The sequence below is a fragment of the Aeromicrobium sp. Root472D3 genome (genome assembly GCF_001426485.1).
Lineage (GTDB): Bacteria > Actinomycetota > Actinomycetes > Propionibacteriales > Nocardioidaceae > Aeromicrobium.
Map to the genome: position 1 here is coordinate 237882 of NZ_LMET01000001.1, position 26002 is coordinate 263883.

The 26002-nt window shown below is 71.5% G+C and carries 31 protein-coding genes and 1 tRNA gene; 16 read left to right on the forward strand and 16 right to left on the reverse strand.

The window, feature by feature from the left end:
• Nucleotides 1-38: 38 nt before the first annotated feature.
• The 7 genes from ASD10_RS01200 (at nt 39) to ASD10_RS01225 (ending at nt 5659) form a co-directional block, all read left to right on the forward strand.
• A complete protein-coding gene (locus ASD10_RS01200; protein ID WP_056603466.1) occupies nt 39-779 on the forward strand; it encodes a LytTR family DNA-binding domain-containing protein in 741 nt (246 codons plus the stop codon).
• Nucleotides 776-1180 carry a hypothetical protein gene (locus ASD10_RS01205; RefSeq protein ID WP_082555947.1) on the forward strand — a complete coding sequence of 135 codons (405 nt, stop codon included), beginning with the start codon at nt 776-778 and terminating at the stop codon, nt 1178-1180. The genes ASD10_RS01200 and ASD10_RS01205 overlap by 4 nt, the downstream gene beginning before the upstream one ends.
• The gene (locus ASD10_RS01210; RefSeq protein ID WP_056603469.1) at nt 1177-2682 is read left to right on the forward strand and encodes a cation acetate symporter; all 1506 of its coding nucleotides are present in this window, start codon (nt 1177-1179) and stop codon (nt 2680-2682) included. The genes ASD10_RS01205 and ASD10_RS01210 overlap by 4 nt, the downstream gene beginning before the upstream one ends.
• Nucleotides 2683-2866: 184 nt before the next feature.
• Nucleotides 2867-3205: a DUF485 domain-containing protein gene (locus ASD10_RS01215; RefSeq protein WP_082555948.1), complete on the forward strand. Its 339-nt coding sequence runs from the start codon at nt 2867-2869 to the stop codon at nt 3203-3205.
• Nucleotides 3202-4866 carry a cation acetate symporter gene (locus ASD10_RS01220; protein ID WP_056603472.1) on the forward strand — a complete coding sequence of 555 codons (1665 nt, stop codon included), beginning with the start codon at nt 3202-3204 and terminating at the stop codon, nt 4864-4866. The genes ASD10_RS01215 and ASD10_RS01220 overlap by 4 nt, the downstream gene beginning before the upstream one ends.
• 131 nt (nt 4867-4997) lie before the next feature.
• Entirely contained in the window at nt 4998-5156 is a 159-nt protein-coding gene (locus tag ASD10_RS18575) for a hypothetical protein (RefSeq protein ID WP_157432399.1), read from the forward strand.
• A 38-nt stretch (nt 5157-5194) separates the two neighbouring features.
• Nucleotides 5195-5659: a phage holin family protein gene (locus ASD10_RS01225; RefSeq protein WP_082555949.1), complete on the forward strand. Its 465-nt coding sequence runs from the start codon at nt 5195-5197 to the stop codon at nt 5657-5659.
• On the opposite strand, the gene ASD10_RS01230 is transcribed toward ASD10_RS01225, so the two are convergent.
• Genes ASD10_RS01230 through nth form a run of 5 tightly spaced genes read right to left on the reverse strand, consistent with a single transcriptional unit; the run spans nt 5634 to nt 9583 of the window.
• Nucleotides 5634-6467 carry a hypothetical protein gene (locus ASD10_RS01230; protein WP_157432400.1) on the reverse strand — a complete coding sequence of 278 codons (834 nt, stop codon included), beginning with the start codon at nt 6465-6467 and terminating at the stop codon, nt 5634-5636. The genes ASD10_RS01225 and ASD10_RS01230 overlap by 26 nt on opposite strands.
• Complete coding sequence (locus ASD10_RS01235; protein ID WP_056603480.1) at nt 6464-7636, reverse strand: MarP family serine protease; 1173 nt, start codon at nt 7634-7636, stop codon at nt 6464-6466. The genes ASD10_RS01230 and ASD10_RS01235 overlap by 4 nt, the downstream gene beginning before the upstream one ends.
• On the reverse strand, nt 7633-8280 hold the full coding sequence (locus tag ASD10_RS01240; protein ID WP_056603483.1) for a CoA pyrophosphatase: 648 nt from the start codon (nt 8278-8280) through the stop codon (nt 7633-7635). The genes ASD10_RS01235 and ASD10_RS01240 overlap by 4 nt, the downstream gene beginning before the upstream one ends.
• Nucleotides 8277-8921, reverse strand: a complete 645-nt coding sequence (locus ASD10_RS18580) for a TlpA disulfide reductase family protein (protein ID WP_056603486.1) — start codon at nt 8919-8921, stop codon at nt 8277-8279. Before ASD10_RS18580 ends, ASD10_RS01240 begins: the two co-directional genes overlap by 4 nt.
• Nucleotides 8918-9583 carry an endonuclease III gene (gene nth / locus ASD10_RS01250; RefSeq protein WP_082556234.1) on the reverse strand — a complete coding sequence of 222 codons (666 nt, stop codon included), beginning with the start codon at nt 9581-9583 and terminating at the stop codon, nt 8918-8920. Before nth ends, ASD10_RS18580 begins: the two co-directional genes overlap by 4 nt.
• A 166-nt stretch (nt 9584-9749) precedes the next feature.
• Between nth and ASD10_RS01255 the strand changes: the two genes are divergently transcribed.
• Nucleotides 9750-10427: a Crp/Fnr family transcriptional regulator gene (locus ASD10_RS01255; RefSeq protein ID WP_056603489.1), complete on the forward strand. Its 678-nt coding sequence runs from the start codon at nt 9750-9752 to the stop codon at nt 10425-10427.
• A gap of 166 nt (nt 10428-10593) precedes the next feature.
• Here ASD10_RS01255 and ASD10_RS01260 read toward each other — a convergent pair whose 3' ends face one another.
• The 4 genes from ASD10_RS01260 to ASD10_RS18585 are packed head-to-tail and all read right to left on the reverse strand — an operon-like array spanning nt 10594 to nt 12809.
• The gene (locus tag ASD10_RS01260; RefSeq protein ID WP_056603492.1) at nt 10594-11364 is read right to left on the reverse strand and encodes an MBL fold metallo-hydrolase; all 771 of its coding nucleotides are present in this window, start codon (nt 11362-11364) and stop codon (nt 10594-10596) included.
• On the reverse strand, nt 11361-12182 hold the full coding sequence (locus tag ASD10_RS01265; RefSeq protein WP_056603495.1) for a hypothetical protein: 822 nt from the start codon (nt 12180-12182) through the stop codon (nt 11361-11363). The genes ASD10_RS01260 and ASD10_RS01265 overlap by 4 nt, the downstream gene beginning before the upstream one ends.
• Entirely contained in the window at nt 12179-12640 is a 462-nt protein-coding gene (locus ASD10_RS01270) for a RidA family protein (protein WP_056603498.1), read from the reverse strand. Before ASD10_RS01270 ends, ASD10_RS01265 begins: the two co-directional genes overlap by 4 nt.
• Nucleotides 12641-12653: 13 nt before the next feature.
• Entirely contained in the window at nt 12654-12809 is a 156-nt protein-coding gene (locus tag ASD10_RS18585) for a DUF4177 domain-containing protein (protein WP_118397113.1), read from the reverse strand.
• Nucleotides 12810-12916: 107 nt separating this feature from the next.
• Between ASD10_RS18585 and ASD10_RS01275 the strand changes: the two genes are divergently transcribed.
• Nucleotides 12917-13897: an ArsA-related P-loop ATPase gene (locus ASD10_RS01275; protein ID WP_056603501.1), complete on the forward strand. Its 981-nt coding sequence runs from the start codon at nt 12917-12919 to the stop codon at nt 13895-13897.
• Entirely contained in the window at nt 13894-15102 is a 1209-nt protein-coding gene (locus ASD10_RS01280) for an ArsA-related P-loop ATPase (RefSeq protein WP_082555951.1), read from the forward strand. Before ASD10_RS01275 ends, ASD10_RS01280 begins: the two co-directional genes overlap by 4 nt.
• A 1-nt stretch (nt 15103) precedes the next feature.
• On the opposite strand, the gene ASD10_RS01285 is transcribed toward ASD10_RS01280, so the two are convergent.
• Complete coding sequence (locus tag ASD10_RS01285; RefSeq protein WP_056603503.1) at nt 15104-15361, reverse strand: WhiB family transcriptional regulator; 258 nt, start codon at nt 15359-15361, stop codon at nt 15104-15106.
• Nucleotides 15362-15528: 167 nt separating this feature from the next.
• Here ASD10_RS01285 and ASD10_RS01290 point away from each other — a divergent pair, with 167 nt between their 5' ends.
• A complete protein-coding gene (locus tag ASD10_RS01290) occupies nt 15529-17715 on the forward strand; it encodes a transglycosylase domain-containing protein (protein ID WP_082555952.1) in 2187 nt (728 codons plus the stop codon).
• A gap of 15 nt (nt 17716-17730) precedes the next feature.
• On the opposite strand, the gene ASD10_RS01295 is transcribed toward ASD10_RS01290, so the two are convergent.
• Complete coding sequence (locus tag ASD10_RS01295; protein ID WP_056603509.1) at nt 17731-18192, reverse strand: GatB/YqeY domain-containing protein; 462 nt, start codon at nt 18190-18192, stop codon at nt 17731-17733.
• Nucleotides 18193-18253: 61 nt separating this feature from the next.
• On the opposite strand from ASD10_RS01295, the gene ASD10_RS01300 reads away from it, so the two are divergent.
• From ASD10_RS01300 to ASD10_RS01310, 3 genes are all read left to right on the forward strand, one after another.
• Nucleotides 18254-19168: a metallophosphoesterase gene (locus ASD10_RS01300; protein ID WP_056603512.1), complete on the forward strand. Its 915-nt coding sequence runs from the start codon at nt 18254-18256 to the stop codon at nt 19166-19168.
• A gap of 29 nt (nt 19169-19197) precedes the next feature.
• Nucleotides 19198-19274, forward strand: a tRNA-Pro gene (locus tag ASD10_RS01305).
• 115 nt (nt 19275-19389) lie between these two features.
• Nucleotides 19390-20193, forward strand: a complete 804-nt coding sequence (locus ASD10_RS01310; protein ID WP_056603514.1) for a hypothetical protein — start codon at nt 19390-19392, stop codon at nt 20191-20193.
• A 13-nt stretch (nt 20194-20206) separates the two neighbouring features.
• On the opposite strand, the gene aroQ is transcribed toward ASD10_RS01310, so the two are convergent.
• The 5 genes from aroQ to dnaK are packed head-to-tail and all read right to left on the reverse strand — an operon-like array spanning nt 20207 to nt 24691.
• Nucleotides 20207-20650 (reverse strand): type II 3-dehydroquinate dehydratase, encoded by a 444-nt coding sequence (gene aroQ / locus ASD10_RS01315; protein WP_056603517.1) that lies wholly within the window; start codon nt 20648-20650, stop codon nt 20207-20209.
• A 40-nt stretch (nt 20651-20690) separates the two neighbouring features.
• Nucleotides 20691-21089, reverse strand: coding sequence for a heat shock protein transcriptional repressor HspR (locus ASD10_RS01320; RefSeq protein ID WP_056603520.1), 399 nt, complete (start codon nt 21087-21089; stop codon nt 20691-20693).
• The gene (gene dnaJ, locus ASD10_RS01325; protein WP_056603522.1) at nt 21086-22213 is read right to left on the reverse strand and encodes a molecular chaperone DnaJ; all 1128 of its coding nucleotides are present in this window, start codon (nt 22211-22213) and stop codon (nt 21086-21088) included. The genes ASD10_RS01320 and dnaJ overlap by 4 nt, the downstream gene beginning before the upstream one ends.
• Nucleotides 22214-22229: 16 nt before the next feature.
• Nucleotides 22230-22835: a nucleotide exchange factor GrpE gene (locus ASD10_RS01330; RefSeq protein WP_056603526.1), complete on the reverse strand. Its 606-nt coding sequence runs from the start codon at nt 22833-22835 to the stop codon at nt 22230-22232.
• Entirely contained in the window at nt 22832-24691 is a 1860-nt protein-coding gene (dnaK, locus tag ASD10_RS01335) for a molecular chaperone DnaK (RefSeq protein ID WP_056603529.1), read from the reverse strand. Before dnaK ends, ASD10_RS01330 begins: the two co-directional genes overlap by 4 nt.
• A 156-nt stretch (nt 24692-24847) precedes the next feature.
• On the opposite strand from dnaK, the gene ASD10_RS01340 reads away from it, so the two are divergent.
• Both ASD10_RS01340 and ASD10_RS01345 read left to right on the forward strand, forming a co-directional pair.
• Complete coding sequence (locus ASD10_RS01340; protein WP_056603532.1) at nt 24848-25474, forward strand: hypothetical protein; 627 nt, start codon at nt 24848-24850, stop codon at nt 25472-25474.
• A complete protein-coding gene (locus tag ASD10_RS01345) occupies nt 25465-25962 on the forward strand; it encodes a hypothetical protein (RefSeq protein WP_056603535.1) in 498 nt (165 codons plus the stop codon). The genes ASD10_RS01340 and ASD10_RS01345 overlap by 10 nt, the downstream gene beginning before the upstream one ends.
• Nucleotides 25963-26002 lie beyond the last annotated feature (40 nt).

Sequence of the window (26002 nt, forward strand, 5' to 3'; positions counted from 1 at the left end):
CTTGTGGCGCGGGTCACCATCGGGGCAGGATCGGCCCCATGCCCGCCTCGCTGCACGCCCTCGTCGTCGACGACGAGCAGCCCGTCCTGGACGAGCTGGTGTGGCTCCTGCAGCGCGACGACCGCATCGCCTCGGTGCGCGGCACCCACAGCGGCACCGACGCGCTGCGGCTGCTCGAGCAGGGCGGCATCGACCTGGTGTTCCTCGACGTCGCGATGCCGGGGCTGAGCGGTCTCGACATCGCCCGGCTGCTGGGCCACTTCCGCGCCGCGCCGCAGATCGTGTTCGTCACGGCCCACGAGGCGCACGCCGTCGAGGCCTTCGAGATGAACGCCGTCGACTACCTGCTCAAGCCGATCCGCGAGGAGCGGCTGCGCGAGAGCGTCCGGCGGGCCAGCGCGGGTGCCGACGCCGACCGGGGCACGTCCGCGGGTGACGAGCAGATCGCGGTCGAGCTCGGCGGCGTGACGCGCTTCGTCTCGCGGGCGTCCGTCGCGCACGCCGAGGCGCAGGGCGACTACGTGCGCCTGCACGTCGCCGACGGGGCCAGCCACCTCGTGCGGACGCCGCTGGGCACGCTCGCCGACGAGTGGGCCGACGCGGGGTTCGTGCGCATCCACCGCAGCATCGTGGTCAACCTGGCCCACGTGCGCGAGGTGCGGGTGCAGGCCGGACGCTGCAGCGTCGTCGTGCCGTCGGGCACCGAGCTCGTCGAACTGCAGGTGGCCCGCCGCCACACCCGGGCCCTGCGCGACCTGATCCACGAACGCGCCCTGTGAGCGACGACGGGCAGCACCCGCCGCCCACCGGACGGGTGCGCGTCACCAACCCGCTGACGTCGGCGCCGGCGCACGTCCGCCGCAGCGTGCGCCAGGAGATCGACGAGTCGACCGGGATCGGCGAGATCTACATGCAGTCGCTGATCCGCTCGCAGCTGCGGGCCGCGATCGCGGTGGCCCTGACGCTGGTGTTGTCGATCGGCGCCCTGCCGCTGACGTTCATGGCCTTCGACACCGTCACGGAGTTCCGCGTGCTGGGGGTGCCGGCGCCGTGGCTGATCCTGGGCGTCGCGGTCTACCCGGGACTGTTCGGCCTGGGGTGGGTCTACATCCGCCAGGCCGAGCGGGCCGAACGCGACTTCGCCGAGCTCGTGCAGCCTGAACGCGCCGACGAGCCGTGAACACGACCTACGGCGTCGTGGCCGTGGCCCTGGTGTCGCTCGCGACGCTCGGCATCGGTGCGTTCGGCCTGCGGTTCAGCCGCACGACGAGCGACTTCTACGTCGCGTCGCGCTCGGTCAGCCCCGTGTGGAACAGCTCGGCGATCGGCGGGGAGTACCTGTCGGCGGCGTCGTTCCTCGGCGTCGCGGGGCTCGTCCTGGCCTACGGCGCCGACATGCTCTGGTACCCGATCGGCTGGACGACGGGCTACCTGATGCTGCTGGTGTTCGTCGCGGCGCCGCTGCGCCGGTCGGGCGCGTACACGATCCCCGACTTCGCCCAGGTGCGGCTGCAGTCGGTGCGGGTGCGGCAGGTCGCCAGCGTGCTCGTCGTGGCGGTCGGCTGGCTGTACCTCATGCCCCAGTTCCAGGGCGCGGGCCTGACGCTGCGCACCGTCACGGGGGCGCCCACGTGGGTCGGCACGGTGCTGGTCGCGGTCATCGTCGTGATCAACGTCGTGTCGGGCGGCATGCGCAGCATCACGTTCGTCCAGGCCTTCCAGTACTGGCTCAAGCTCACGGCGCTGCTCGTCCCGGTGTTCTTCCTGGTGCACGCGTGGACCGACGACGGACGACCGTCCCCCGTCGCCCCCGAGGCGTGGTTCACGCCGTTCGGCGGCACCGACGGCCCCGGCCTCTACCTGACGTACTCGGTGCTGGTCGCGACGTTCCTCGGCACGATGGGCCTGCCGCACGTCGTCGTGCGGTTCTACACCAACCCGGACGGTCGTGCGGCGCGTCGCACGACCCTGATCGTCCTGGCGCTGCTCGGCACGTTCTACCTGCTGCCGACGGTCTACGGCGTGCTGGGGCGCATCTACGCGAGCGACCTGCTGGCCTCGGGCAGCGCCGACACCGTCGTGCTCGAGCTGCCGTCGCGGGTCCTCGGCGGAGGGCTGGGCGAGGTGCTCGCGGCGCTGCTGACGGCGGGGGCGTTCGCGGCCTTCCTGTCGACGTCGTCGGGCATCACGATGTCGGTCGCGGGGGTCATCGGCCAGGGCCTCTCGCGCGGACGCGCCGGACGTCGACGCCTCAGCACCATCGCGGCCCTGCGGATCGCCGCGGCCGGCGGCATCCTCGTGCCGCTGCTGCTGGCGCTGTCGGCCGAGCGCATCGCGGTGGCCAACTCGGTGACGTTCGCCTTCGCCCTGGCCGCGTCGACGTTCTGCCCCCTGCTGGTGCTGGGCATCTGGTGGCGCGGGCTGACGGCGCGGGGAGCCGTCGCGGGCATGATCGGCGGCGGCCTGTGCGCCGGCATCGCCCCCGTCATGACGATCGCGTGGCAACCCGCCGGGTGGCTCGGCGTGCTGATGAGCCAGCCCGCGGCGTGGTCGGTGCCGGTCGGCTTCGGGCTCATGGTCGGCGTCTCGCTGCTGACCCGCGCCGACGTGCCCGGCAACGTCTCGCGCACCATGGTCCGGCTGCACACGCCCGAGCACATCGCCGTCGACCGCCGCGACTGAGGCGGGGCAACCGCTCGTCCCGCCGGGACGACCGCTCGTCGCGCCCCTCCGACCGCACGCCGCACCGCGACCCCACCTCCGGCGCACGGGGCCCGTGGTGATCTGGCTCACACCCCTGGAGCGCCCTAGCGTCGTGGACGGCCGCGCCCCTCGCGCCGCCCTCACACGGAAGAGGTGAACCATCGTGGCGGAGAGAGCGACTCCCCAGGCTCAGGCGGCCTACGACCGCATCCACGCGTCGGACGAGTTCAAGCAGCTGAAGAAGACCTACATGGGCTTCGTCGTGCCCATGACGGTCGGCTTCATGGTCTGGTACCTGCTGTACGTCCTGTGCTCCAACTACGCGCCGGGCCTCATGAACACCCAGGTCTTCGGCAACGTCAACATCGCGCTGCTGTGGGGCCTGCTGCAGTTCATCACGACCTTCGGCATCGCGTTCTGGTACGCCCGCTTCTCCGCCAGGAACATGGACCCCATCGCCGACGCCCTCAACGAGGCGTACGAGAAGGAGGCCAACGCATGAGCACCTCGCTCGCAGGCATCACGTTCGTCCAGGCGTCGTCCTCCGACGACCACCAGGCCCTCACGGCCACCCTGTTCCTGCTCGTCGTGCTGCTGACCGTCGGCATCACGTTCTGGGCCAGCCGCAACACCAAGACGGCGGCCGACTACTACGCCGGCGGGCGCAGCTTCAGCGGCGTCCAGAACGGCTTCGCGATCGGCGGCGACTACATGTCGGCGGCCTCGTTCCTCGGCATCTCCGGTGCCATCGCGCTGTCCGGCTACGACGGCTTCCTGTACTCGATCGGCTTCCTCGTGGCGTGGCTCGTGGCGCTGCTCCTGGTCGCCGAGCTGCTCCGCAACTCCGGACGGTTCACGATGGCCGACCAGCTCGCCTACCGGATGCGGCAGACGCCCGTCCGGACCGCCGCGGCGACGTCGACGATCGTCGTGTCGATCTTCTACCTGCTGGCCCAGATGGTCGGCGCCGGCGCCCTCGTGTCGCTGCTGCTCGGCGTCGACAGCCAGACCGCCAAGAACCTCACGATCGTGGCCGTCGGCATCCTGATGATCTTCTACGTCGTCATCGGCGGCATGAAGGGCACCACGTGGGTCCAGATCGTCAAGGCCGTGCTGCTGATGGGCGGCACGATCCTGATCAGCGTCCTGGTGCTCGCCAAGTTCGGCTTCAACGTGTCCGAGCTGCTCGGGCAGGCCGCGCAGAACAGCGGCAAGGGCTCGGCCTTCCTCGAGCCGGGGCTCAAGTACGGCGCCACGACGACCAGCAAGATCGACTTCATCTCGCTCGGCATCGCCCTGGTGCTCGGCACCGCCGGCCTGCCGCACATCCTCGTGCGGTTCTACACCGTCCCGACGGCACGCCAGGCCCGCCAGTCGGTCCTGTGGGCGATCGGCATCATCGGCTCGTTCTACCTGCTGACCCTGATCCTCGGGTTCGGCGCGGCCGCTCTCGTCACGGGCGACGCCAAGCAGCGCATCATCGACTCCGGCGGCAACCTCGCCTCCCCCCTGCTGGCCGAGGCCGTGGGCGGTGGTCCCGGCACGACCGGTGGCGCGGTCCTGCTGGCCCTCATCTCGGCGGTCGCCTTCGCGACGATCCTCGCCGTCGTGGCGGGTCTGACGCTGACGTCGGCCTCGTCGGTGGCGCACGACCTGTACGCGAGCGTCTGGAAGAAGGGCACGGCGTCGGGCGCCGACGAGATCAAGGTCGCCCGCATCTCGGCGTTCGTCATCGGCGGCATCGCGATCGCCCTGGCGATCCCCGGCCAGAGCCTCAACGTCGCGTTCCTGGTGGCGCTGGCCTTCGCCGTCGCCGCCTCGGCCAACCTGCCGGCGCTGCTGTTCAACCTGTTCTGGAAGCGCTTCAACACCCGCGGCGTGCTCTGGAGCATCTACGGCGGACTGATCTCGTCGGTCGGCCTGGTGATCTTCTCGCCGATCGTCTCGGGCAAGGGCGTCGACGCCACCGGCAAGAACCTGTCGCTCCTGCCGACCAGCGTCGACATCAGCTGGTTCCCGCTCGAGAACCCCGGCATCGTGTCGATCCCGCTGGGCTTCCTGCTCGGATACCTCGGCACCATCACGTCGAAGGAGCGCTCGAGCGAGGACCGCTTCGCCGAGCTCGAGGTGCGGTCGCTGACGGGGGCCGGCTCCGAGAAGTAGCGCGCTGCGCTCGCTCGGTCCGTGGACACCTCCACGGGCCGGGCGGGCCTTCCGCGCGCGGTCGGGGGATGCACAGGTTCCGGACGCTCGGCGTTCAGGTTCGTCACACGTGGGCCGGGCAGGGTGGTGCCATGCCCACCCCCTCGGACGCCGACGAGTCCCCCGCGTCGCGGCGCGCGGTGCGGGTCGATCTGTGGGCCGGGACGGCCCTCCTGCTCGTCGTCATCGGCGGCGACCTGGTCTGGCGGGTGTCGGACGCCGGACTGATCTCGGCGCTCGCCCGACGCTGACCTGCGCCCCCGGCCCGATCGCTTGTAGGCTCGCGGGTATGAGCACCCAGGACGAACCGACGATCGGCCGGCTGATCGGCGACGCGATGCGCGACATCACGCTGCTGCTCCAGACGGTCATCAAGCTCGCCAAGAGCGAGCTGCGCGTCAGCGTCAAGGCCGGCGGCATCGGGGCCGGCATGATCGCGGTGTCGGCGTTCTTCGGCCTGCTCATCATCGTGATGCTGTCGATCTCGGTGGCGTACTTCATCGTCATGGCCGGGCTCGACCCCGCCTGGGCGTTCCTGATCGTCGCGGGCTTCTACCTGCTCGTCGTGGTGCTGCTGATCCTGCTGGGCATCAGGCTGCTCAAGAAGGTCAGCGTGCCCGAGAAGACGATCGCCGCCGCCAAGGAGATCCCGGCGGCGCTCAAGGGCCAGACCGGCACGTCGTCCCCGACGCTGCCGACGCCCGGAGCCGCAGGCCCGGGCCGGCACGTCAGCTCGCCGCGCCGGACCTCCTGAACCCCACGACGATCCGGCCCAGCAGACCCACCACCAGGGCGACGGCGCCCACCAGGGCGATCTGCTCGAGCCACGCCGACAACGAGTCGGCCGCCCGCTCGACCAGCAGCCTCTGCACCTGCTGCGCGAACGGCGACAGGCCCTCGGCACGGTCGACGGCCTGCGGGGCGACGATCTCGGTCGCGACGCGCAGCACGCCCGCGACCACGAGCGCCCCGGCCCCCAGTCCCGCGACGGCGAGCGTGCGACGCCGCGCCACGACGAGGCACAGCGCCGCCCCGGCCAGGACGATCATGAGCCCCAGCAGCGAGTAGGTCTGGGCCCGCTCGAGCTGCTGCAGCCTCGACCGGTCGGCGGCCGTGCCCACGGGCGCCGCGAGGTCGGTCGACACGTCGAGCGACACCGGCAGGCGCTCGCCGGCCCGATCGGCCACGAACCGACCGAGCGGCTGGAGACGCACGGTGAGCGGTCCGCTGCCGTCGCCGAACGCCGAGCGGTGCAGGCTCCGCTGCGTCTCGTCCCACGCCGCCACGAATCCCGGCTGGTTGGCCGCGGCCTGCGCGACGCTCGTCAGCACCCCCGCCGCGGTGTCCTGCAGCGGGGCCGGCACGAGGCCGCGCTGCACGAAGTCGTCGGCCAGGTAGGCCGCGACCGCGGCCTGCAGGTCGTCGTCGGTCGCGAGGGAGCTGCTGAACGTCACGTACCCGTCCTCGTCGACGACGTGCGTCGACACCCAGAACATCGGCACCGTCACGATCGCGACGACGACCGCGACGAGACCCGCGACGAGCGCCGTCACGGTCCTCACGCGCACTCCCCCGTCGACACCTCGGCGGTGGCCCGGGCGCCCTCGCGGGCGTCGTCGGCGACCTGGTCGGCCGTCAGCGCGTAGCCCGTCGACGTGTCGGACACCGATGCCGCGAAGACGACCCCCAGCACGTCCCCGCGCTCGGACACCAAGGGCCCGCCGGAGTTGCCCGAGCGCACCAGCCCGCGCACCGCGAAGGTCTCGCGCACGACCTGCCCGCGGTCGTAGATGTCGGGGCTGCGCAGCCGCAGCTCGCTGCGGATGCGGGCCGCGCGGGCGTCGAACGGACCGTTCTGCGGGTACCCCAGGACCGCCGCGGGCTGGCCGGCCTCGCCGGAGTCGTCGAACGAGAGCGGCTCGAGGTCGACCCCGTCGACGGCCAGCACCGCGATGTCGAGCCGCTTGTCGAACAGCACGACCCGGGTCGGCACCTGCCGGCCGTCGACGACGATCGAGGGCGTCTCGACGCCCGCGACGACGTGCGCGTTGGTCATGATCCGGCCATCGGCGTAGGCGAAGCCCGAGCCCTCGATGCCCCGGTCGCAGCGCGCCTGGCCGAGCACCTTGACGACGCTGTCACGCGCCCGTCGGACACCCGTGCTGGCGAGCGTGGCCTCGTCGGGCGGCGAGACCTCCGTGATGTCCTCGGACTCGAACGGGTCGATGTAGCGCGGGAACAGGTTGGAGTCGAGCACCTCGTTGAACGACCTCAGCACCGAGGTCGCCCGGGTCGGCATGACGCCGTCGACCTTCTCGAGGATCGACGAGTCGCGCGAGGCCGTCGAGAGGTACGGGATCGACGTGCCGCTGACCGAGTAGCCCAGGGCCCACGCGGCGGCCAGCACCGCGACGATGCTGAGCGCGCTGCCCCCGACGGCGTCGAGCGATCGCAGGGGCTGCCACGTCAGGCCGCGCCGCAGCCCCGAGCCGACGAGCGTGCCGATCGCCTGGCCGACGGCGCCGGCGCCGATCACCAGGCCCAGCGCGAGCAACGAGCTCGACAGCGTCGGCATGTCGCCCGACAGCAGCCGCGGGACGACCGCGAGCGCCAGCAGGCCGCCGGCCAGGAGACCCAGCGTCGCGACGAGGTTGACCACGAACCCCTGGAAGTAGCCCGACACGGCGTAGGCGACGAGCACCACGACGATGATGACGTCGAGGGAGTTCACGAGGGCAGCTCGGGCAGGGGACGGGTCACGGTGTCGTCCCACGGCTGGTCCCAGCCCAGCACCTCGAACAGCCGCGCGACGATGCCGGCCGTGAAGCCCCACAGCGGCATGGGCGTGCCGACCTCGAAGGCGGGCCCCCGCCAGCCCGACGGGTGCGCGACGCTGAACCGGTTGGCGGGGTCGACGAGCTCGGCGATGGGCTGGTGCAGCACCGTCACGACCTCGAGGTCGCTGACGGGACGCAGGGGGGTCGGCGTGCGCCAGTAGCCCAGCACCGGGGTGACCGCGAAGTTGCTCGGCGGGAGCCACAGCGTCGGCAGCGTGCCGAACACGTCGACGGTCGTCAGGTCGAGCCCGACCTCCTCCTCGGCCTCGCGCAGGGCCGTCGCGACGGAGTCGGCGTCACCCGGGTCGGCCTTGCCGCCGGGGAACGAGATCTGGCCCGCGTGGTTGCGCATCGTGGTGGCGCGCTCGGTCAGGAGCAGCTCGGGCCCGTCGGCGCCGTCGGAGAACAGCAGCAGGACGGCGGCGGGACGCGCGTCGGGCGGCACGTCGGGGAACCGTGGCGACAGCTGGAACGACTGCACGGACCCCGCGAGCTCGGCCAGCGGACGGAGCCAGTCGGGCAGCGTCTCGGCCGTCATGGCGTCACTCCCAGGTGTCGTCGGATCGCGGACGTGAGGTCGTCGTACGAGTCGTAGGCGGTTCGTTCGGTGGCGACCATTCTTCCCTGCGCGTCCACGAAGATCGTCTGCGGCAGACCGACGACCTTCAGATCGGCCTTGGTCGCCTCGTCGGGGTCGGCCAGCAGCGGGTAGGTGACGCCGGCCGAGCGGGCCAGCTCGATCGCGGCGTCGGGATCGCCGTCCTTGTAGTCGATGCCGATGAAGCGGACGTCGTCGCCGTAGGCGTCGGCGGCGCGCGCCAGCACGGGCAGCTCGGTGCGGCACGGCCCGCACCAGCTCGCCCAGAGGTTGATGACCGTCGGGGTGCCGGTTAATGTCGACAAATCGACCGGGGTGCCGCCGCCCAGGCACGACAGCGTCGTGGCCGGGAGGGTCTCGTCGCCCGCCGCGGGCGCCCCGGCTGCCGGGCAGTCGGCGATGCCGGCCGCCTCCTTGGCCGCGGCGAGCTCGGCCGGCGCGACGGTGCTGCCGGACGAGTCGGCACCGCCGCCCCCGAACGTCGGCTTGGTGCCGTCGTCGCCATCGCCGGTGCCGGACGACGAGCAGCCCGCCACGACCAGCAGCGACGCGAGCGCCGTCGCCGCGAGGCGCCTCCTCACGCCGGCCCCTGGGTCGTGACGAGGGCCGCGGCCTCGACCGGGTCGGTCGGACCGGTGCCGAACGCGGGGCACCAGCGGGCCACGGGACACGCTCCGCAGGCCGGCTTCTTGGCGTGGCAGCGACGGCGTCCGTGCCAGATCAGGCGGTGGCTCAGCATCGTCCAGTCGCGGCGCGGGAAGATCGCGGCGATCGCGTGCTCGGTCTTGACCGGGTCCTTGGCGATCTCGGGCGGCACCCACTCGAAGCGTCGCACGAGCCGCGCGACGTGCGTGTCGACCGTCAGGCCCGGCACGTCGAAGGCGTTGCCCAGCACGACGTTGGCGGTCTTGCGGCCGACGCCGGGCAGCGTCACGAGCTCGTCGAGCCGTGCCGGCACCTGCCCGTCGTAGCGGTCGACGAGGGCCGCCGACAGGCCCAGCAGGCTGTCGGTCTTGGCGCGGAAGAAGCCCGTCGGGCGCAGCACCTGCTCGAGCTCGGCCCGCGAGGCCGACGCCATCGCGGACGGATCGGGCCACGTGGCGAACAGTCCGGGGGTCACGGCGTTGACGCGGCGGTCGGTCGTCTGCGCCGACAGCACCGTGGCGACCAGCAGCTCGAACGGCGACGTGAAGTCGAGCTCGCACCCGGCCTCGGGATACGTCTCGGCGAGCACCCGGTGCATCTTGCGGGCCCGACGCACCAGGGACGTCTCCGGTCTCGTCACGGTCGTCGGCACGTGCTCAAGCCTACGTGGCTCGGCGCGTATCACGCCGTCGAGCGCCCTGATGTGGGAAACTGCGCAAGGGTGCGCGTACTGTGACTCCCGATACACGACCGTTAGGAAGACCGTGACCGACGACGTTCTCCGCCAGGCACCGCTGTTCTCCGGCCTCGACGACGAGGTGGCCAGCGCGCTCGAGGCCTCGATGTCCTCGTCGAGCCTGCGCCGTGGCGAGATCCTCTTCAGCGAGGGCGACGACGGCAACCAGCTGTACGTCGTCACCGAGGGCAAGATCAAGCTCGGACGCACGTCGCCCGACGGACGCGAGAACCTGCTCGCGATCCTCGGCCCCGGACAGATGTTCGGCGAGCTGTCGTTCTTCGATCCCGGCCCCCGCTCGGCGACCGCCACGGCCGTCACCGACGTCGAGCTCAAGAGCCTCGGCCACGAGGCCCTCTCGCCCGTGCTCAACGCCCACCCCGACGTCGCCCACGCGCTGCTGAACCAGCTCGCCGGCCGCCTGCGCCGCACCAACGAGGTCGTCGGCGACCTCGTCTTCAGCGACGTTCCGGGCCGCGTCGCCAAGGCGCTGCTCGACCTGGCGTCGCGCTTCGGCCGCCGCGCCGACGACGGCATCCACGTCAACCACGACCTGACCCAGGAGGAGCTCGCCCAGCTGGTCGGCGCCTCCCGCGAGACCGTCAACAAGGCTCTCGCCGACTTCGCCAGCCGCGGCTGGCTGCGCCTGGAGCCGAGGAGCGTCGTCATCCTCGACCTCGAGCGCCTCCAGCGCCGCGCGCGCTGACCGTCCGCGCTTCCTGCCGGCGGCGGCACCCGCGGATTCCCCGGTGAACCCCGTTCTCCGTCACCTCACCCCTGATGCGTCCTGGGTGCGGTCAACGGAAACGGGGTTCATCCCGTTCGCTTCCGGGCTGGACCCGGGAATCCGGCGCGGCGGGTCGGGCGGACCGTCAGGCGCGCAGGTGGTCGAGCTGGGCGGCGACGCTGAGCTCGGCGGCGCCCCACAGGGACTCGTCGACGTCGCGGTAGACCGTCTCGACGACCTCGCGGGCCGTCGTCGCGCCCGCCTCGACGGCCGCACGCACCTGGTCGAGGCGCTCGGCGCGGTGCTCGAGGTAGAAGTCGACGACCTCGGCCGGCGATCCGATGACGGGCCCGTGGCCCGGCAGGATGCGCTCGACCAGCCCCTCCTCGACGAGCTCGCGGACGTGTGCCAGCGAGTCGAGGTAGGGCCCGAGCACGCCGTCGGGATGCGCGATGACGGTCGTGCCGCGGCCGAGGATCGTGTCGCCGCTGAGCAGCGACGCCTCGGCCCCCAGCAGGAAGCACGTCGAGTCGGTCGTGTGACCCGGCGTCGCGAGCACCTCGATCGACAGGCCGTCGACGTCGATCGTCTCGCCGTCGGTCAGCGGCTCGGCGCCGCGCGAGAACTCCGGGTCGATCGACCGGGCCGGCGCCCCCGTCAGCTCGACGAGCCGCTCCAGCGCCTCGGTGTGGTCGAGGTGGCGGTGCGTGAACAGCACGAGGCCGACCTCGCCGGCGGCCGCCAGCACGGCCTGCAGGTGGTCGTCGTCGGACGGGCCGGGGTCGACGACGACCGAGCGCGTCGCGCCGGGCTCGCGCAGGATCCACGTGTTGGTGCCGTCGAGCGTCATGATGCCGGGGTTCTCGGCCAGGACGAACGAGGCGCGGTCGGTGACCGTGACGGTGCGAACGCTCATGGGTTCTCCCCCAGGTAGGTCTCGAGGTACGGCTCGCCGTCGACGAGCACGAGCTGCGGCAGGATCGTCGGGAACTCCCGGCCGACCGACGCGTCGACGACCGTCGCCGCGGTGTGCGCCGCGACGTCGCGGCACGCCGCGATCGTCGGCGGCATCATGGCGGCCTCGCCGGCGTCGACCGCCGCCAGGACGCGCGACAGCGGCGCCCACGTGGCGTGGTCGGACTCGCGGCTCATCGAGCCGACCCGCTGGCCCGCCGGCAGCGCCGCGACGAAGAAACGGGCGTCGTAGCGGCGCGGCTCGAACTCCGGCGTGATCCAGTGGGCCCAGGCGCCCAGCAGGTCGGCGCGCAGCACGAGGTCGTGGTCGACGAGGAACTCGGCGAACGACAACTCCCCCTCGTCGAGGGCGCCCCGGGCCGCCTGCATGTCGTGGCCGCCGGTGTCGGAGACGACCGTGTCGGCGTCGGGGCCGGCCAGCAGGATGCCGGTCTCCTCGAACGTCTCGCGCACGGCGGCCACGACGAGCCCCTTCGCCAGGTCGGGCGCGCAGCGGAACCGGGCACCCCACTCGTCGGCCGCCGGCCCGACCCACGGGACGTCGTGCTCGACGTCGGACGCCGTCAGCCCGCCGCCCGGGAAGACGTACATGCCGGCCGCGAAGGCCATGCTGGTCTGCCGGCGCATCAGGTACGCCTCGATGCCCTCGTCGCCGTCGCGCACGACCACGATCGTGGCGGCGTCGCGCGCCGCGACGGGCTCGGCCGACGGGTTCGCCGCCGCCTCGCGCAGCCGCCCGGGCATCGGGATGCGGTTCATCGAACCTCGACGACCAGCTCGACCTCGACGGGCGCGTCCAGGGGCAGGACCGGGACGCCGACGGCGCTGCGGGCATGCTGCCCGGCGTCGCCGAAGGCCGTGCCGAACAGCTCGCTGGCCCCGTTGGCGACGGCCGGCTGGCCCGTGAAGTCGGGCGTGCTCGCCACGAAGACCGTGGCCTTGACGACGCGCACGACCTCGTCGAGGTCGCCGACGACCGACTTGACGGCCGCGATCGCGTTGAGCGCGCACTGGCGCGCGCAGTCGTACGCCAGCTGCGGGTCGACGCCGTCGCCGACCTTGCCGGTGGCGAGCAGCTCGCCCCCGCTCAGGGGCAGCTGCCCCGACGTGTAGACGTACGAGCCCGTGCGCACGGCCGGGACGTAGACCGCGACGGGCGCCGGCGCCTCGGGGACCGTGTGCCCGGCCTCGGCCAGCCGGCTCTCGACGGCCGACATCAGACCGTGCCCGTCATGCGACCGGACGCTTGAAGTAGGCGACCAGGTTCTCGGGGTTCATGCCCGGCACGATCTGGACGAGCTCCCAGCCGTCCTGGCCGAAGTTGTCGAGGATCTGCTTCGTGGCGTGCACGAGGACCGGTGCGGTGAGGTACTCCCATTTCGTCATGCGCCGACTGTATCGGGCCTGTCGACCGCCTTCCCGACGCGACGAGCATCACGGCCCCACGGCCCGGATCGGGAGGCGATTTCCGGTGTCGTCGGTAGTCTCGAGACGTGGCTCAATCGACCCAGCTCCATGTCGTCACCGGCAAGGGCGGCACCGGCAAGACGACGGTCGCCGCCGCGCTCGCGATGTCGCTGGCGGGCCGCGGCAAGAAGGTGCTGCTGTGCGAGGTCGAGGGGCGCCAGGGCATCGCGCAGCTGTTCGACGTGCCGCCGCTGCCCTACGAGGAGCGCCGGATCGCGGTGGGTCTCGGCGGTGGCGAGGTCTACGCGCTGGCGATCGACCCCGAGGCCGCGCTGCTCGAGTACCTCGCGATGTACTACCGCCTCGGTCGCGCCGGCAAGGCGCTCGACAAGTTCGGCATCATCGACTTCGCCACGACGATCGCGCCCGGCGTCCGCGACGTCCTGCTGACCGGCAAGGTCTACGAGGCGGCCCGCCGCCGCACGGGCGACCGCTACACGTACGACGCCGTCATCATGGACGCCCCGCCGACCGGCCGCATCACGCGCTTCCTCAACGTCAACTCCGAGGTCGCGGGCCTGGCGAAGGTCGGGCCGATCCGCCGTCAGGCCGACTCGATCATGGAGATGATGCGGGCGCCCGAGACGCACGTGCACCTCGTCACGGTGCTCGAGGAGATGCCGGTCCAGGAGACGATCGACGGCATCGCCGAGCTGACGTCCGAGCGGCTGCCCGTCGGCCACGTCGTGCTCAACCTCGTGCGCCCCTCGGTGCTGTCGGGCGACTCGCAGACCGCGCTGGCCGGCGCCTCCCTCGCGCCGGCGGCCGTCGCGAAGGCCATGGCGGGTGCCGGCCTGACCCGCGACACCGACGCCGCGGCGGCGCTGATCGCCGGGGGCCGGGCCCACCTCGAGCGTCAGCACCTGCAGGACGCGCAGCGCGAGATCCTCGACGAGTGCGGCCGCCCCCTGGTGGAGCTGCCGCTGCTGAGCGACGGCATCGACCTCGGCGCGCTGTTCGAGCTCGCCGAGCAGCTCACCGACCTGCACGGGGGGACCGGACGATGACCGGCAAGGCCCACACCAGCCCGCCCGCCCGCAAGGGCCGCACCTCGCCCCGCGGCGGCACGAGCGGACGGAGCGCCCCGTCGACGGGCGGGGCGCTCGACGTCGACGCGCTGCTCGACGACCGCACGACCGAGATCGTCGTGTGCTGCGGATCGGGCGGCGTCGGCAAGACCACGACCGCCGCCGCGCTGGCGCTGCGCGCCGCCGAGAAGGGCCGATCGGTCTGCGTGCTGACGATCGACCCGGCCCGCCGGCTCGCGCAGTCGATGGGCCTGACGGAGCTCGACAACACGCCGCGGCCCGTCAAGGGCGCGGCGCTCGACGGTGGCTCGCTCGACGCCATGATGCTCGACATGAAGCGCACGTTCGACGAGGTCGTCGAGCAGCACGCGACGCCCGAGAAGGCCGCGCAGATCCTGACCAACCCGTTCTACGTCGCCCTCTCCAGCTCGTTCGCGGGCACGCAGGAGTACATGGCCATGGAGAAGCTCGGTCAGCTGCACGCGACGGGCCAGTGGGACCTCATCGTCGTCGACACCCCGCCGTCGCGCTCGGCGCTCGACTTCCTCGACGCCCCCGACCGGCTGTCGTCGATGCTCGACGGTCGCTTCATCAAGCTGCTGCTGGCGCCCGCCAAGGGGCCCGCCCGGCTCATCAGCGCCGGTTTCGGCATCGTGACGAGCGCGCTCAACAAGATCCTCGGCGCGCAGGTGCTGACCGACATGCAGACGTTCATCGCCGCCTTCGACACGCTGTTCGGCGGGTTCCGCCAGCGGGCCGAGGGCACCTACGCGCTGCTGCAGGCGCAGGGCACCGCGTTCGTCGTCGTGGCGGCACCCGAGCCCGCCGCGATGCGCGAGGCCTCGTACTTCGTCGAGCGGCTGGCCGGCGAGGGCATGCCGCTGGCGGGCCTCGTCGTCAACCGCGTGCACGAGACCGGGGCCGACGGCATCACGGCCGTCGACGCCGAGTCGGCGGCCCGCAAGCTCGACGACGCTGGCACCGCCGACGAGCGCGCCACCGGCGAGCTGCTGACGATCCACGCCGAGCGCATGCGCGTCTCGGCCCGCGAGGAGCGTCTCAAGCGACGCTTCTCGGCGGCCCACCCCGGCGTGCCGACGGTGTCGGTCGCCGCGCTGGCCGGCGACGTGCACGACCTCGACGGGCTGCGCCGCATCGGCGACCTGCTGGCCGGCGAGGACTAGCTCAGACGGCGACCGAGAGGACGCTGCGCCAGGCCGTCACGTTGGGACGTCGACGCAGCAGCGCACGGCGCTCACGCTCCGTCATGCCACCCCACACGCCCCACTCGATGCGGTTGTCGAGCGCCTCGGCCAGGCACTCGGCCCGCACCTCGCACGTCCCACAGACCTGCTTGGCGCGGTTCTGCTCCGCGCCCTTCACGAACAGGGCATCTGACTTGCCCCGACACGCGGCATCGGCCGCCCAGTTTTCGTTCCACATGATGAACCTCCCCGAGACCGGCCCGTTGGCCGAAGTTGGTTGGTACAAATGTAGGAAATAGGTCCTGCCGGCGTCAGAGCGTTAGTAGTCATTTTCTCTAGTCCCGAAGGACTAGACACGTTGTCGCTGCCGGGTTCGGCTGGCCCCCGTCCCGTACGCTGATCGCCATGGCCTCGAAGGATTTTCGCGACTCCCTGCGCCGCGCAGCGCAGTCCGAGACGCACAGCAGACGCAAGCCCGTACTCGTCGGGGCGATGGCTCGCCTGTCGGCGCTCGCCGGACTGCTGGTCGCGCTGATCCTGATCCCGACCACCGCGATCGTCGCGATGACCACCAGCAAGGTCACCGACGACGTGCTGTCGCTGCCCCTGACGCTCGAGGACCAGCCCAACGCGCAGACGTCGCGCCTGCTCGCCTCCAACGGCGAGCTGATCGCGTACTTCTACAACGAGAACCGCCAGGACGTCCCCCTCGCCGACATCGCTCCCGTCATGCAGGACGCGATCCTGTCGATCGAGGACGCCCGCTTCTACGAGCACGGCGCGCTCGACCTCAAGGGCACGATGCGCGCCCTGGTCAACAACGCGGCCGAGGGCCAGACCCAGGGCGGATCGTCGATCACGCAGCAGCTCGTCAAGCTGACGCTGCTGTCGCAGGCCACGACCAAGGAGCAGCAGCGCGCGGCGACCAAGCAGTCGGCGGCGCGCAAGATCCGCGAGCTCAAGCTCGCGATCGAGTACGAGGAGAAGCACTCCAAGAAGGAGATCCTCGAGCGCTACCTCAACCTGGCCTACTTCGGCGACGGCTCGTACGGCATCAGCGCCGCCGCGGCCCACTACTTCTCCAAGACCCCCGCCGAGCTCAACGCGCGTCAGGCGGCGACGCTCGCGGGCCTGGTCAAGAACCCCGTCGACCTCGACCCCAACGTCTACCCCGAGAAGGCCCTGCAGCGCCGCAACACGGTGCTGGCGGTCATGGCACGCCTCGGCAAGATCCCCACCGCCGAGGCCGAGAAGTACCAGTCGGCCGGCCTGGGACTCAAGCTCACCGAGTTCCCCAACGGCTGCCTCGGCGTCACGGGCGAGTTCTCGTGCGACTACGCCCGCCAGTGGCTGCTCGCGCAGCCCGCGCTCGGCGCCACGGTCGAGGAGCGCCGCGCCAAGCTCGAGCGCGGCGGACTGACGATCAAGTCCAACATCGACCTCAGCATGCAGTCGGCCGCCGACAGCGCCGTCACCTCGACGGTCAAGGCCACCGACGAGGCCATCGCGGCCCTCGCGATGGTCGAGCCCGGCACCGGCAAGGTGCGCGCCGTCGCCCAGTCGCGTCCGATGGGTCGCAGCAAGAAGGCCGGCGAGTCGTTCATCAACTTCGTCGTCCCCACGGCCTACGGGCAGTCGGGCGGCTTCCCGGCCGGCTCGACGTTCAAGATGTTCACGGTCGCCGCGGCGCTCAAGAACGGCATCGACGTCTCGCAGGCCTACAACTCGCCCAAGAGCATGACGATGCCGGCCGGCACCTACACGACGTGCGACGGTCTCAGCACCAGCGAGTGGAAGGTCAACAACTCCACGACGTCGGGACGCAAGAACATGTACACCGGCACCCGCGAGTCGGTGAACACCTACTTCTCGCAGCTCGAGAAGCAGGCGGGCCTGTGCAACACGGTCCGCGCCGCGGAGTCGATGGGCATCAAGGTGCGCGACGAGGACCAGGTGGGGCCGTTCACCCTCGGCGTCACCGACGTCAGCCCCCTCGACATGGCCACCGCCTACGCCACCCCGGCCTCGGGCGGCATGTACTGCAAGCCGCGCCCCGTCGACGAGATCCTCGACTCGAGCGGCCAGCTGGTCAAGAAGTTCGAGCCCAGCTGCAAGCGCGCCATGACCAAGGAGCAGGCCGCGCAGATCAACGACATCCTGCGCGGCGTGCAGGAGCGTGGAGGCTTCGGCTTCTCCAACGGCACGGGCCTCAGCGTCCCGTCGGCCGCCAAGACCGGAACCGCCCAGGACAACAAGGCCGTCTGGTACTCGGGCTACACGCCCGAGCTCGCGACGGCCTCGATGATCGCCGGCGTCGTCACCAACAACAAGGACGAGGCGCTCAACGGCCGGCCCAAGTCGCTGGCCGGTGTCACGATCAACGGCAACCTGCTGAACTTCAACGCCGTCGGCGGATCGTCGCTGGCCGGCCCCATGTGGGCCAAGGCGATGCAGAAGATCCAGTCGAGCCTGACGCCGGTCAACTTCGACACGCCGCCCAAGCGCCAGCCCGTCGCCCAGGCTCCGGCCAAGAAGAACGACGACGACAACAACGACCGGCGCGGCGGCGGAGGCCGCGACCGCGACCGCTGACCGACCCGGTGGGGGTCAGGCGCCGAGCTGGCGCTTGACCTCCGCCGCGACGGCACCGCCGTCGGCGCGTCCCTTCACCTGCGGCGAGACGATGCCCATGACGCGTCCCATCGCCTTCATGCCCTCGCCGGCGGCACCCGCCGACTCGACGGCCGCGGTCACGACCGCAGCGATCTCGTCGGCGCCCATCTGCTCGGGCAGGTACTCGGCGAGGATCTCGGCCTCGGCCGTCTCCTTCCGGGCCAGCTCGGGCCGGTCGCCCTCCGTGAACGCCGTCGCGGCCTCGCGGCGCTTCTTGGCCTCGGCGCCCAGCACCGTCAGGACGTCGTCGTCCGTCAGCTCCTTGACCTGCTTGCCCGACACCTCGGCATTCGTGATCGCGGTGAGCACCATGCGCAGGGTCGACGTGCGCAGGGCGTCGCGGGCCTTCATCGAGGCGGTGAGATCGGCGTGGAGCTGGTCCTTGAGGGCTGACATGGCTCCAGTCTCCCACCGCCGTCACACCGCCCCTCGGGTGCGCCTGTGACAGGGTGGGCGCATGCGTCCCCTCCTGTGGCCCGTCGCCGCCGCGGCGGCCGGCCTGGCGTACTCCGTCGCCGAGACGCGGGCGTTCACGCTGCGCACCGCGACCGTCCCGGTGCTCGCTCCCGGATCGGCCCCGCTGCGCGTCCTGCACCTGTCCGACACGCACATGACGCCCGGCCAGCACCGCAAGCAGCGGTGGCTCCGGGGGCTCGCCGAGCTGCGGCCCGACCTCGTCGTCAACACGGGTGACAACCTGGCCCACCTCGACGCCGTCCCGTCGGTGCTGCGCGCCTACGGCGACCTGCTCGACGTGCCGGGCGTCTTCGTGTTCGGCTCGAACGACTACTTCTCGCCCGTCCGCAAGAACCCGGCCAAGTACCTGACGGGCGGCACGGGTGTGAGCTCGGCGGGGACGTCCGCGCGTCCGCGCGACCTGCCGTTCGACGAGCTGCGCGCGGCGTTCACGCAGCGCGGGTGGGTCGACCTCAACAACCGGGGCGCGGACCTCGAGGTGGCCGGGCGCCGCCTGTCGTTCGCGGGCGTCGACGACCCGCACCTGGAGTACGACGTGCTCGACGACCGCCCGGCCGATCTCACGGCCGATCTGGCGATCGGGGTGGCGCACGCCCCCTACCTGCGGGTGCTCGACCACTGGAACCGCTCGGGCTACCCGCTGATCATGGCCGGGCACACGCACGGCGGACAGCTGCGCATCCCGTTCTACGGCGCCCTCGTGACCAACTGCGACCTCGATCGGGCCCGCGCCCGCGGCCTGCACACGCACCGCACCGACGGCCACGACCCGTCGTGGCTGCACGTCTCGGCGGGCCTCGGGACGTCCCCGCACGCGCCCGTGCGCTTCGCGTGCCGCCCCGAGGCAACACTGCTCACCCTCACTGGGATAGACTCGTCCGGTTCCCTCTCGTAGGGGATGCACGAGAGCAACACCAGCACCATCGGGCTGTGGCGCAGTTTGGTAGCGCGCGTCGTTCGGGACGACGAGGCCGCAGGTTCAAATCCTGTCAGCCCGACCAGCACCACACATCGAGGCCCCGGGTCTGCGTCAGCAGGCCCGGGGCCTCGTCGTGTGGTCGGCGGTGGACGTCGATCGGGCCTGTGACGTGACACACCCTGTGTCAAACTGACGGCATGGTGGACGGACAGGGATCGGATCCCGCGAAGCGGGTCGTCAAGCGGGTGGTCAAGAAGACCGTCGTGCGACCGTCCGCGTCGTCGTCGCCCGCCCCGGCAGACCCGGCACCCAAGCCGGCGGTCCGCTACGGGCGACCGGTCGCGACCGCGTCCCGTCCGTCCCAGGGGGCCGCGACGCCGGCGACCAGGACGACGGCCAAGGCCAAGGTCGCAGCGCCGCCCGCCCGGCCCACGGCGCCGAAGATCAAGCGCCAGGCGCCCTCGGTCGACGTGCGCGCCAAGGTCGCCGGCGCGCGTGACGTCGCAGGTCGCGCCTGGTGGGCCGTCGCCGACACGACCACCGACGCGGCACGTGCGACCGGACGCTTCACGGCTGCCCGTGCCCGCACCGTTGCCGCGTGGCGCCTGCCGCACCTCAACCCCTACCTCGCCTCGGTCGTCACCGGCGCGGTCGTGGGCCTGCTCGCGGTGCTGCTCGGCGCCGCGGCCCTGTCGCTGTTCTCGGCCGTCCGCGGCGTGTCGTCGGGTGGCGGCCTGTGGGGCGGTCTCGCCTTCGCCGCCGTCGCGGTCGTCTGCGCAGTCGCCGGCGAGGCGCTGCTGCGGGGCTTCGGCACGCAGGCCGCTCGCCTCACGAGCGTGCTCGCGGTGATCCTGACGATCATCGCGATGCTCGGCCTGTTCCTCGACCTGGTCGACGGCACCCTGGGCCTCGTGCTGCTGCCCCTGATCGGCGTCGCGGCGTACGCCCTCGCGCACTGGCTCGTCGACCTCGCGGAGAACACGCCCTCGCTCGTCGAGTGAGACCGGGAGGACGTCAGCCCAGCACGCGCACGAGCTGCTGCACCGCGAACGCGTAGCCGTCGACCCCTGCGCCGACCACGACGACCTCGGCGATGTCGGACACGTACGAGTGGTGGCGGAACGGCTCGCGCCGGTGGACGTTCGACAGGTGCACCTCGACGACCGGCAGCCCCGCGGCCAGCAGGGCGTCGCGCAGGGCGATCGAGGTGTGGGTGAGGGCGCCGGGGTTGATGACGATGCCCGCGCAGTCGTCGCGCGCCGCGTGGATCGCGTCGATCAGCACGCCCTCGTGGTTGCTCTGCACGCTGCGCACCTCGTACGAGGCCTCGGCGGCGGTGCGCTCGACGAGCGCCTCGACGTCGGCCAGCGTGGCGTCGCCGTACACCTCGGGCTCGCGGGTGCCCAGCAGGTTGAGGTTGGGGCCGTTGACCAGCAGCAGGCGCGTCGGAGTGCTCACCCGACCACGGTATCGGGTCGGGGCATCCGCGCGGTCACCGTCAGCGACGCATCGAGCGCCAGATCACGACCTGGTTGTCGGCGATCAGCGCCGGCAGGTTCTGCACCTGCCGCGACTGGGCCACCTCGGCCTGCAGCTCGGCGACCTTCGCCTGCAGCGCCAGCACCTGGTTCTCGAGGTCGATGACGCGGCGGACGCCCTCGAGGCCCAGTCCCTCGGCCGTCAGGCGTGCGACGGTGCGCAGCAGCTCGATGTCGCGCAGCGAGTAGCGGCGGCCCCCGCCGCCGGTGCGTCCGGGCGCGACCAGTCCGAGCCGGTCGTACGTGCGCAGGGTCTGCGGGTGCAGACCCGACAGCTCGGCGGCGACGCTGATGACGAACACCTTGGCCTCGGGGCCCGGGGGCTGGAAGCCCCCCGGCCCGACCGGCCCGGCGCTCATGACGCGACCTCGCCGAGCAGGGCGTCGCGCGGCGTCGTGGTGCCACGGGCCTCGCGCAGCGCCTCGACGGCGGCCCGCTCGGTGTCGGACAGCTCGGTCGGCACCTGCACCTCGACCGTCACGAGCAGGTCGCCGCGACCGCCCGAGGCGGTGGCGCCGCCCTTGCCGGCGGCGCGGAACGTGCGCCCGTTGGGCGTGCCCGCCGGGATGCGGATGCGCACCGGCGGACCGTCGAGCGTCGGCACCTGGATCTGCGCGCCCAGCGCGGCCTCGTCGAAGGCGACGGGAACCGTGACGGTCAGGTGCGTGCCCTTGCGGCCGAACACCCGGTGCGGCTCGACGTGCACCAGCAGGAACATGTCGCCGTTGGGTCCGCCGTTGTCGCCCTTGCCGCCCTTGCCCTTGAGGCGGATGCGCTGGCCGTCCTTGACCCCGGCCGGCACCTTGACGTTGAGCGTGCGGCTCGACGCCGCGCGACCCGATCCGCGGCACACGTCGCACGGGTGCTCGACGACCATGCCGCGTCCGCGGCACAGGTCGCACGGCTCGGTCATCGCGAACAGACCGCCCGCGGCACCGGTCTGCATGCCGCTGCCCTGGCACTTCGAGCACACCTTCGGTGTCGTGCCGGGCTTGGCGCCGGTGCCGTGGCACGTCGCGCAGGCCTCGTCGCTCGTGGTGCGCAGCGGAAGCGTCGCACCGTCGACGGCCTGCTGGAACGTGATCGTGGCCTCGGTCTCGAGGTCGTCGCCCTTGCGGGCCTGAGGACGCCGCGCCCGTCCTCGGCCGCCTCCGAAGAGGCCGCCGAGGAGGTCGCTGACGTCGAAGTCCTGCTGACCGCCGCCCGGGGGGCGGAAGCCCGTCGGACCACCGCCCCCGCGGAACTGCCCGAACATCGACCGCTGCTCGTCGTACTCCTTGCGCTTGTCGGTCGACGAGAGCACGGCGTACGCCTCGGAGACGCCCTTGAAGCGCTCCTCCGCGGCCTTGTTGCCCGGGTTGGAGTCGGGGTGGTTGTCGCGGGCGAGCTTGCGGTACGCCTTCTTGATCTCGTCCTGCGTCGCGTCCTTCTTGACACCGAGGACCTTGTAGAAGTCCTTGGTCGCCCAGTCGCTGGCTGCCATCCCGTCCTCCCTCCTGTCAGCTGTTGTCGGGCGCCGCGTCGTCTGACGCCGCGCCGTCGGTCGTCTCGTCGGTCAGTGACGAGACGTCGTCGGGCACCTCGGCCGCGGGTGCGGTCGCAGGGTCGACGACGCCGACCGTCGCGGGCCGCAGCACCCGGTCACCGTGGCGGTATCCCGTGCGCATGACCGTGTCGATCGAGGTGACCTCGACGTCGGCGGACTCGCCGGCGTGGAACACCGCCTCGTGCAGCGACGGGTCGAAGGCGTCGCCCGTGGCGCCGAACGCCTCGAGCCGGTGCTTCGTGACCGCCTGCTGCAGCGCGTCGGCGACGGCCTTGAAGCCGCCCGTCAGCTCGCCGTGCTCGTCGGCACGGGCGAGGTCGTCGAGCACCGTCAGGAGCGACTGCAGGACGGCAGCCTCTCCCTGGGCCCGGACGAGCTCGCGGTCGCGGTCGACACGGCGCTTGTAGTTGACGTACTCGGCCTGGAGGCGCTGCAGGTCGAGCGTGCGCTCCTCCAGCTGCTTCTCGACCGTGGGCTCGGCCGGGGCCGGGGCCGGCTCAGTCTCCTGAGCCGGCTCCACGACCTCGTCCTCGTGGGCCGTGCCCTCGGGATCGGTCACTTGGCGCCCTTGGTGTCGTCGTCCTCGTCGACGATCTCGGCGTCGACGACGTCGTCGTCCTCGGCCGACTCGTCGGTCGGGGCGCCCGCATCGGCGCCGGAGGCCTGGGCCTCGGCGGCCGCGGCGGCGTACATCGCCTCGCCCATCTTCGAGCTCGACTCGCCGAGCTTGGTCACGGCCGCCTGCACGGCGTCCGCGTCCTCGCCCTTGAGCGTCTCGTTGAGGGCGTCGAGGTCGGCCTGGACCTCGGCCTTGACCTCGTCACCGACCTTGTCGCCGTTCTCGGCGAGGAACTTCTCGGTGGAGTGCGACAGCGACTCGGCCTGGTTGCGGGTCTCGACGGCCTCGCGACGCTTCTTGTCCTCGTCGGCGTACGCCTCGGCGTCCTTGACCATCTTGTCGATGTCGTCCTTGCTGAGCGCCGAGCCGCCGGTGATCGTCATCGACTGCTCCTTGCCCGTGCCACGGTCCTTGGCGGAGACGTTGACGATGCCGTTGGCGTCGATGTCGAAGGTGACCTCGATCTGCGGCACGCCGCGCGGCGCCGGCGGGAGGCCCGTCAGCTCGAACGTGGCCAGCAGCTGGTTGCCGGACGCCATCTCGCGCTCGCCCTGGTAGACCTGGATCGCGACGGACGGCTGGTTGTCGTCGGCCGTCGTGAAGACCTCGGACCGCTTGGTCGGGATCGTCGTGTTGCGCTCGATGAGCTTGGTCATGACGCCGCCCTTGGTCTCGATGCCGAGGCTCAGCGGGGTGACGTCGAGGAGCAGGACGTCCTTGACCTCGCCCTTCAGCACGCCGGCCTGCAGGCTGGCGCCGAGCGCGACGACCTCGTCGGGGTTGACGCCCTTGTTGGGCTCCTTGCCGCCCGTGAGGGTCTTGACGACCTCGGTGACGGCGGGCATGCGGGTCGAGCCGCCGACCAGGACGACGTGGTCGATGTCGGCGAGCTTGATGCCGGCGTCCTTGATGACGTTGTTGAACGGCGCCTTGGTGCGCTCGAGCAGCGACGACGTGATCTTCTCGAACTCGGCGCGGGTCAGCGTCTCGTCGAGGAAGACGGGGTTGCCGTCCTGGACCGTGATGTAGGGCAGGTTGATCGCGGTGCTCGACGAGCTGGAGAGCTCGATCTTGGCGCGCTCGGCGGCCTCGCGGATGCGGGGCATGGCCATCTTGTCCTTGGTCAGGTCGACGCCCGTGCTGCTCTTGAAGCGGTTGACGACCCAGTCGACGATCGCCTGGTCCCAGTCGTCGCCGCCGAGGTGGTTGTCGCCGCTCGTGGCCTTGACCTCGATGACGCCGTCACCGATCTCGAGCAGGGACACGTCGAACGTGCCGCCACCGAGGTCGAAGACGAGGATCGTCTGGTCGTCGGCCTTGTCGAGGCCGTAGGCCAGCGCGGCCGCGGTGGGCTCGTTGATGATGCGACTGACGTTGAGGCCCGCGATCTCGCCGGCCTCCTTGGTCGCCTGGCGCTGGTGGTCGTTGAAGTACGCCGGCACGGTGATGACCGCGTCGGTGACCGTCTCGCCCAGGTAGGCCTCGGCGTCGCGCTTGAGCTTGGCGAGGATGAACGCCGAGATCTGCTGCGGGTTGAACGTCTTGCCGTCGATGTCGTCGGTCTTCCAGTCGGTGCCGACGTGGCGCTTGACCGAACGGATCGTGCGGTCGACGTTCGTGACGCCCTGGCGCTTGGCGACCTCGCCGGCCAGGACCTCGCCGTCCTTGGCGAACGCGACGACCGACGGGGTCGTGCGGGCGCCCTCGGCGTTCGCGATGACGGTGGGCTCGCCACCCTCGAGGACCGCGACGACCGAGTTGGTGGTGCCGAGGTCAATTCCGACCGCTCTTGCCATGGTGTTTCCTCCTGCTGTGGGGTGAACTGTGGTGTCGTGACGATGAGTCGCAGAGACTTCAAGCATGGGTGTCAACTGACTTGAGTCTGATCGTATCAACCTCGTTCAAGCCGTCGCTATTCCACCCCTGACAGCATTTCGCGTTAGTTTTCTCGTATGCGCACCCTGACCCGCCGCGTCGCGGCCCTGGCCATCGTCTCGTCCCTCACCCTCGCCGGTTGCGGCGGAAGTGACGGCGGCAGCGACGACTCCTCCGACAACGACTCCTCCTCGTCCGCCACGACGGACGCACCCGACGACGACACCGACACCGACTCCGGCTCGGACGTCGCCCCCGCGACGGGCGACGTCATCAGTGGCACCGGCTTCTCGTTCAACGCCCCCGAGGGCTGGACCGACGCCAAGGACGTCCTCCCGTCGGCCCTGGCCGTCGCCGCCAACCGCAGCGACGCCGACGGCTTCAGCGACAACATCAACGTCATCGAGGACAAGACCATCGTCGACGTCGACCGCGACGACCTCGAGGCCGCCGTCAAGCGCGTGCTCGAGGGCGTCAACGCCCAGGACGTCACGATCAAGGATCCCGTCGACGTCTCCGGCGAGGAGGCCGTGACGGTCGCCGCGGTCCTCGAGCAGAACGGCACCAAGTACCGCACCGAGCAGTTCGCGGTCTCGCACGACGGCAAGGGCTACGTCGTGACGTTCTCGTTCAGCGACACGGTCTCCGAGGACGACCGCGAGGACCTCACCGACTCGGTGCTGGAGACGTGGAAGTGGAGCTGACGGACTCCGCCCCCCAGCCGGACCGGGAGGCGTCGGCGACGACGATCCTGGCCCTGCTGTGGGAGACCACGGACCGGCAGGTCAGCCGCGAGATCGCGCACTTGGCCGACATCGCCGCCGACACCGACGACGACGGCTCGCACGTCGCGCCCCCGGGGCTCGTCATGCCGTCGACGGGGTGCATCACGACCCGGGTCGTCGCCACGGCGCGCGGCCACGAGGGCGTCACCGAGTCGATGCGGGTCGCGGTCTGGCCGACGGCCGAGGGCGACGACCCCGCGTTCGTCGTGACGCGCTCCGACTCCGACCGCACGCTCCCCGTCGCACTGCGCGACGTCGAGCCGCAGGTGACCGACCACCTGCGCGGCCAGGTCAACGACTTCATCGCCGCGATCATCGCCCAGATGGTCGCCGAGCTCGACGTCAAGATGCAGCGCACCTACATCCGCGAGTCGCAGGGCGACGTGGCCGAGTACACCGAGAACTGACCCGCACGCACCGCTGGGCCTGTCCTCCCGCTCGTGGGGG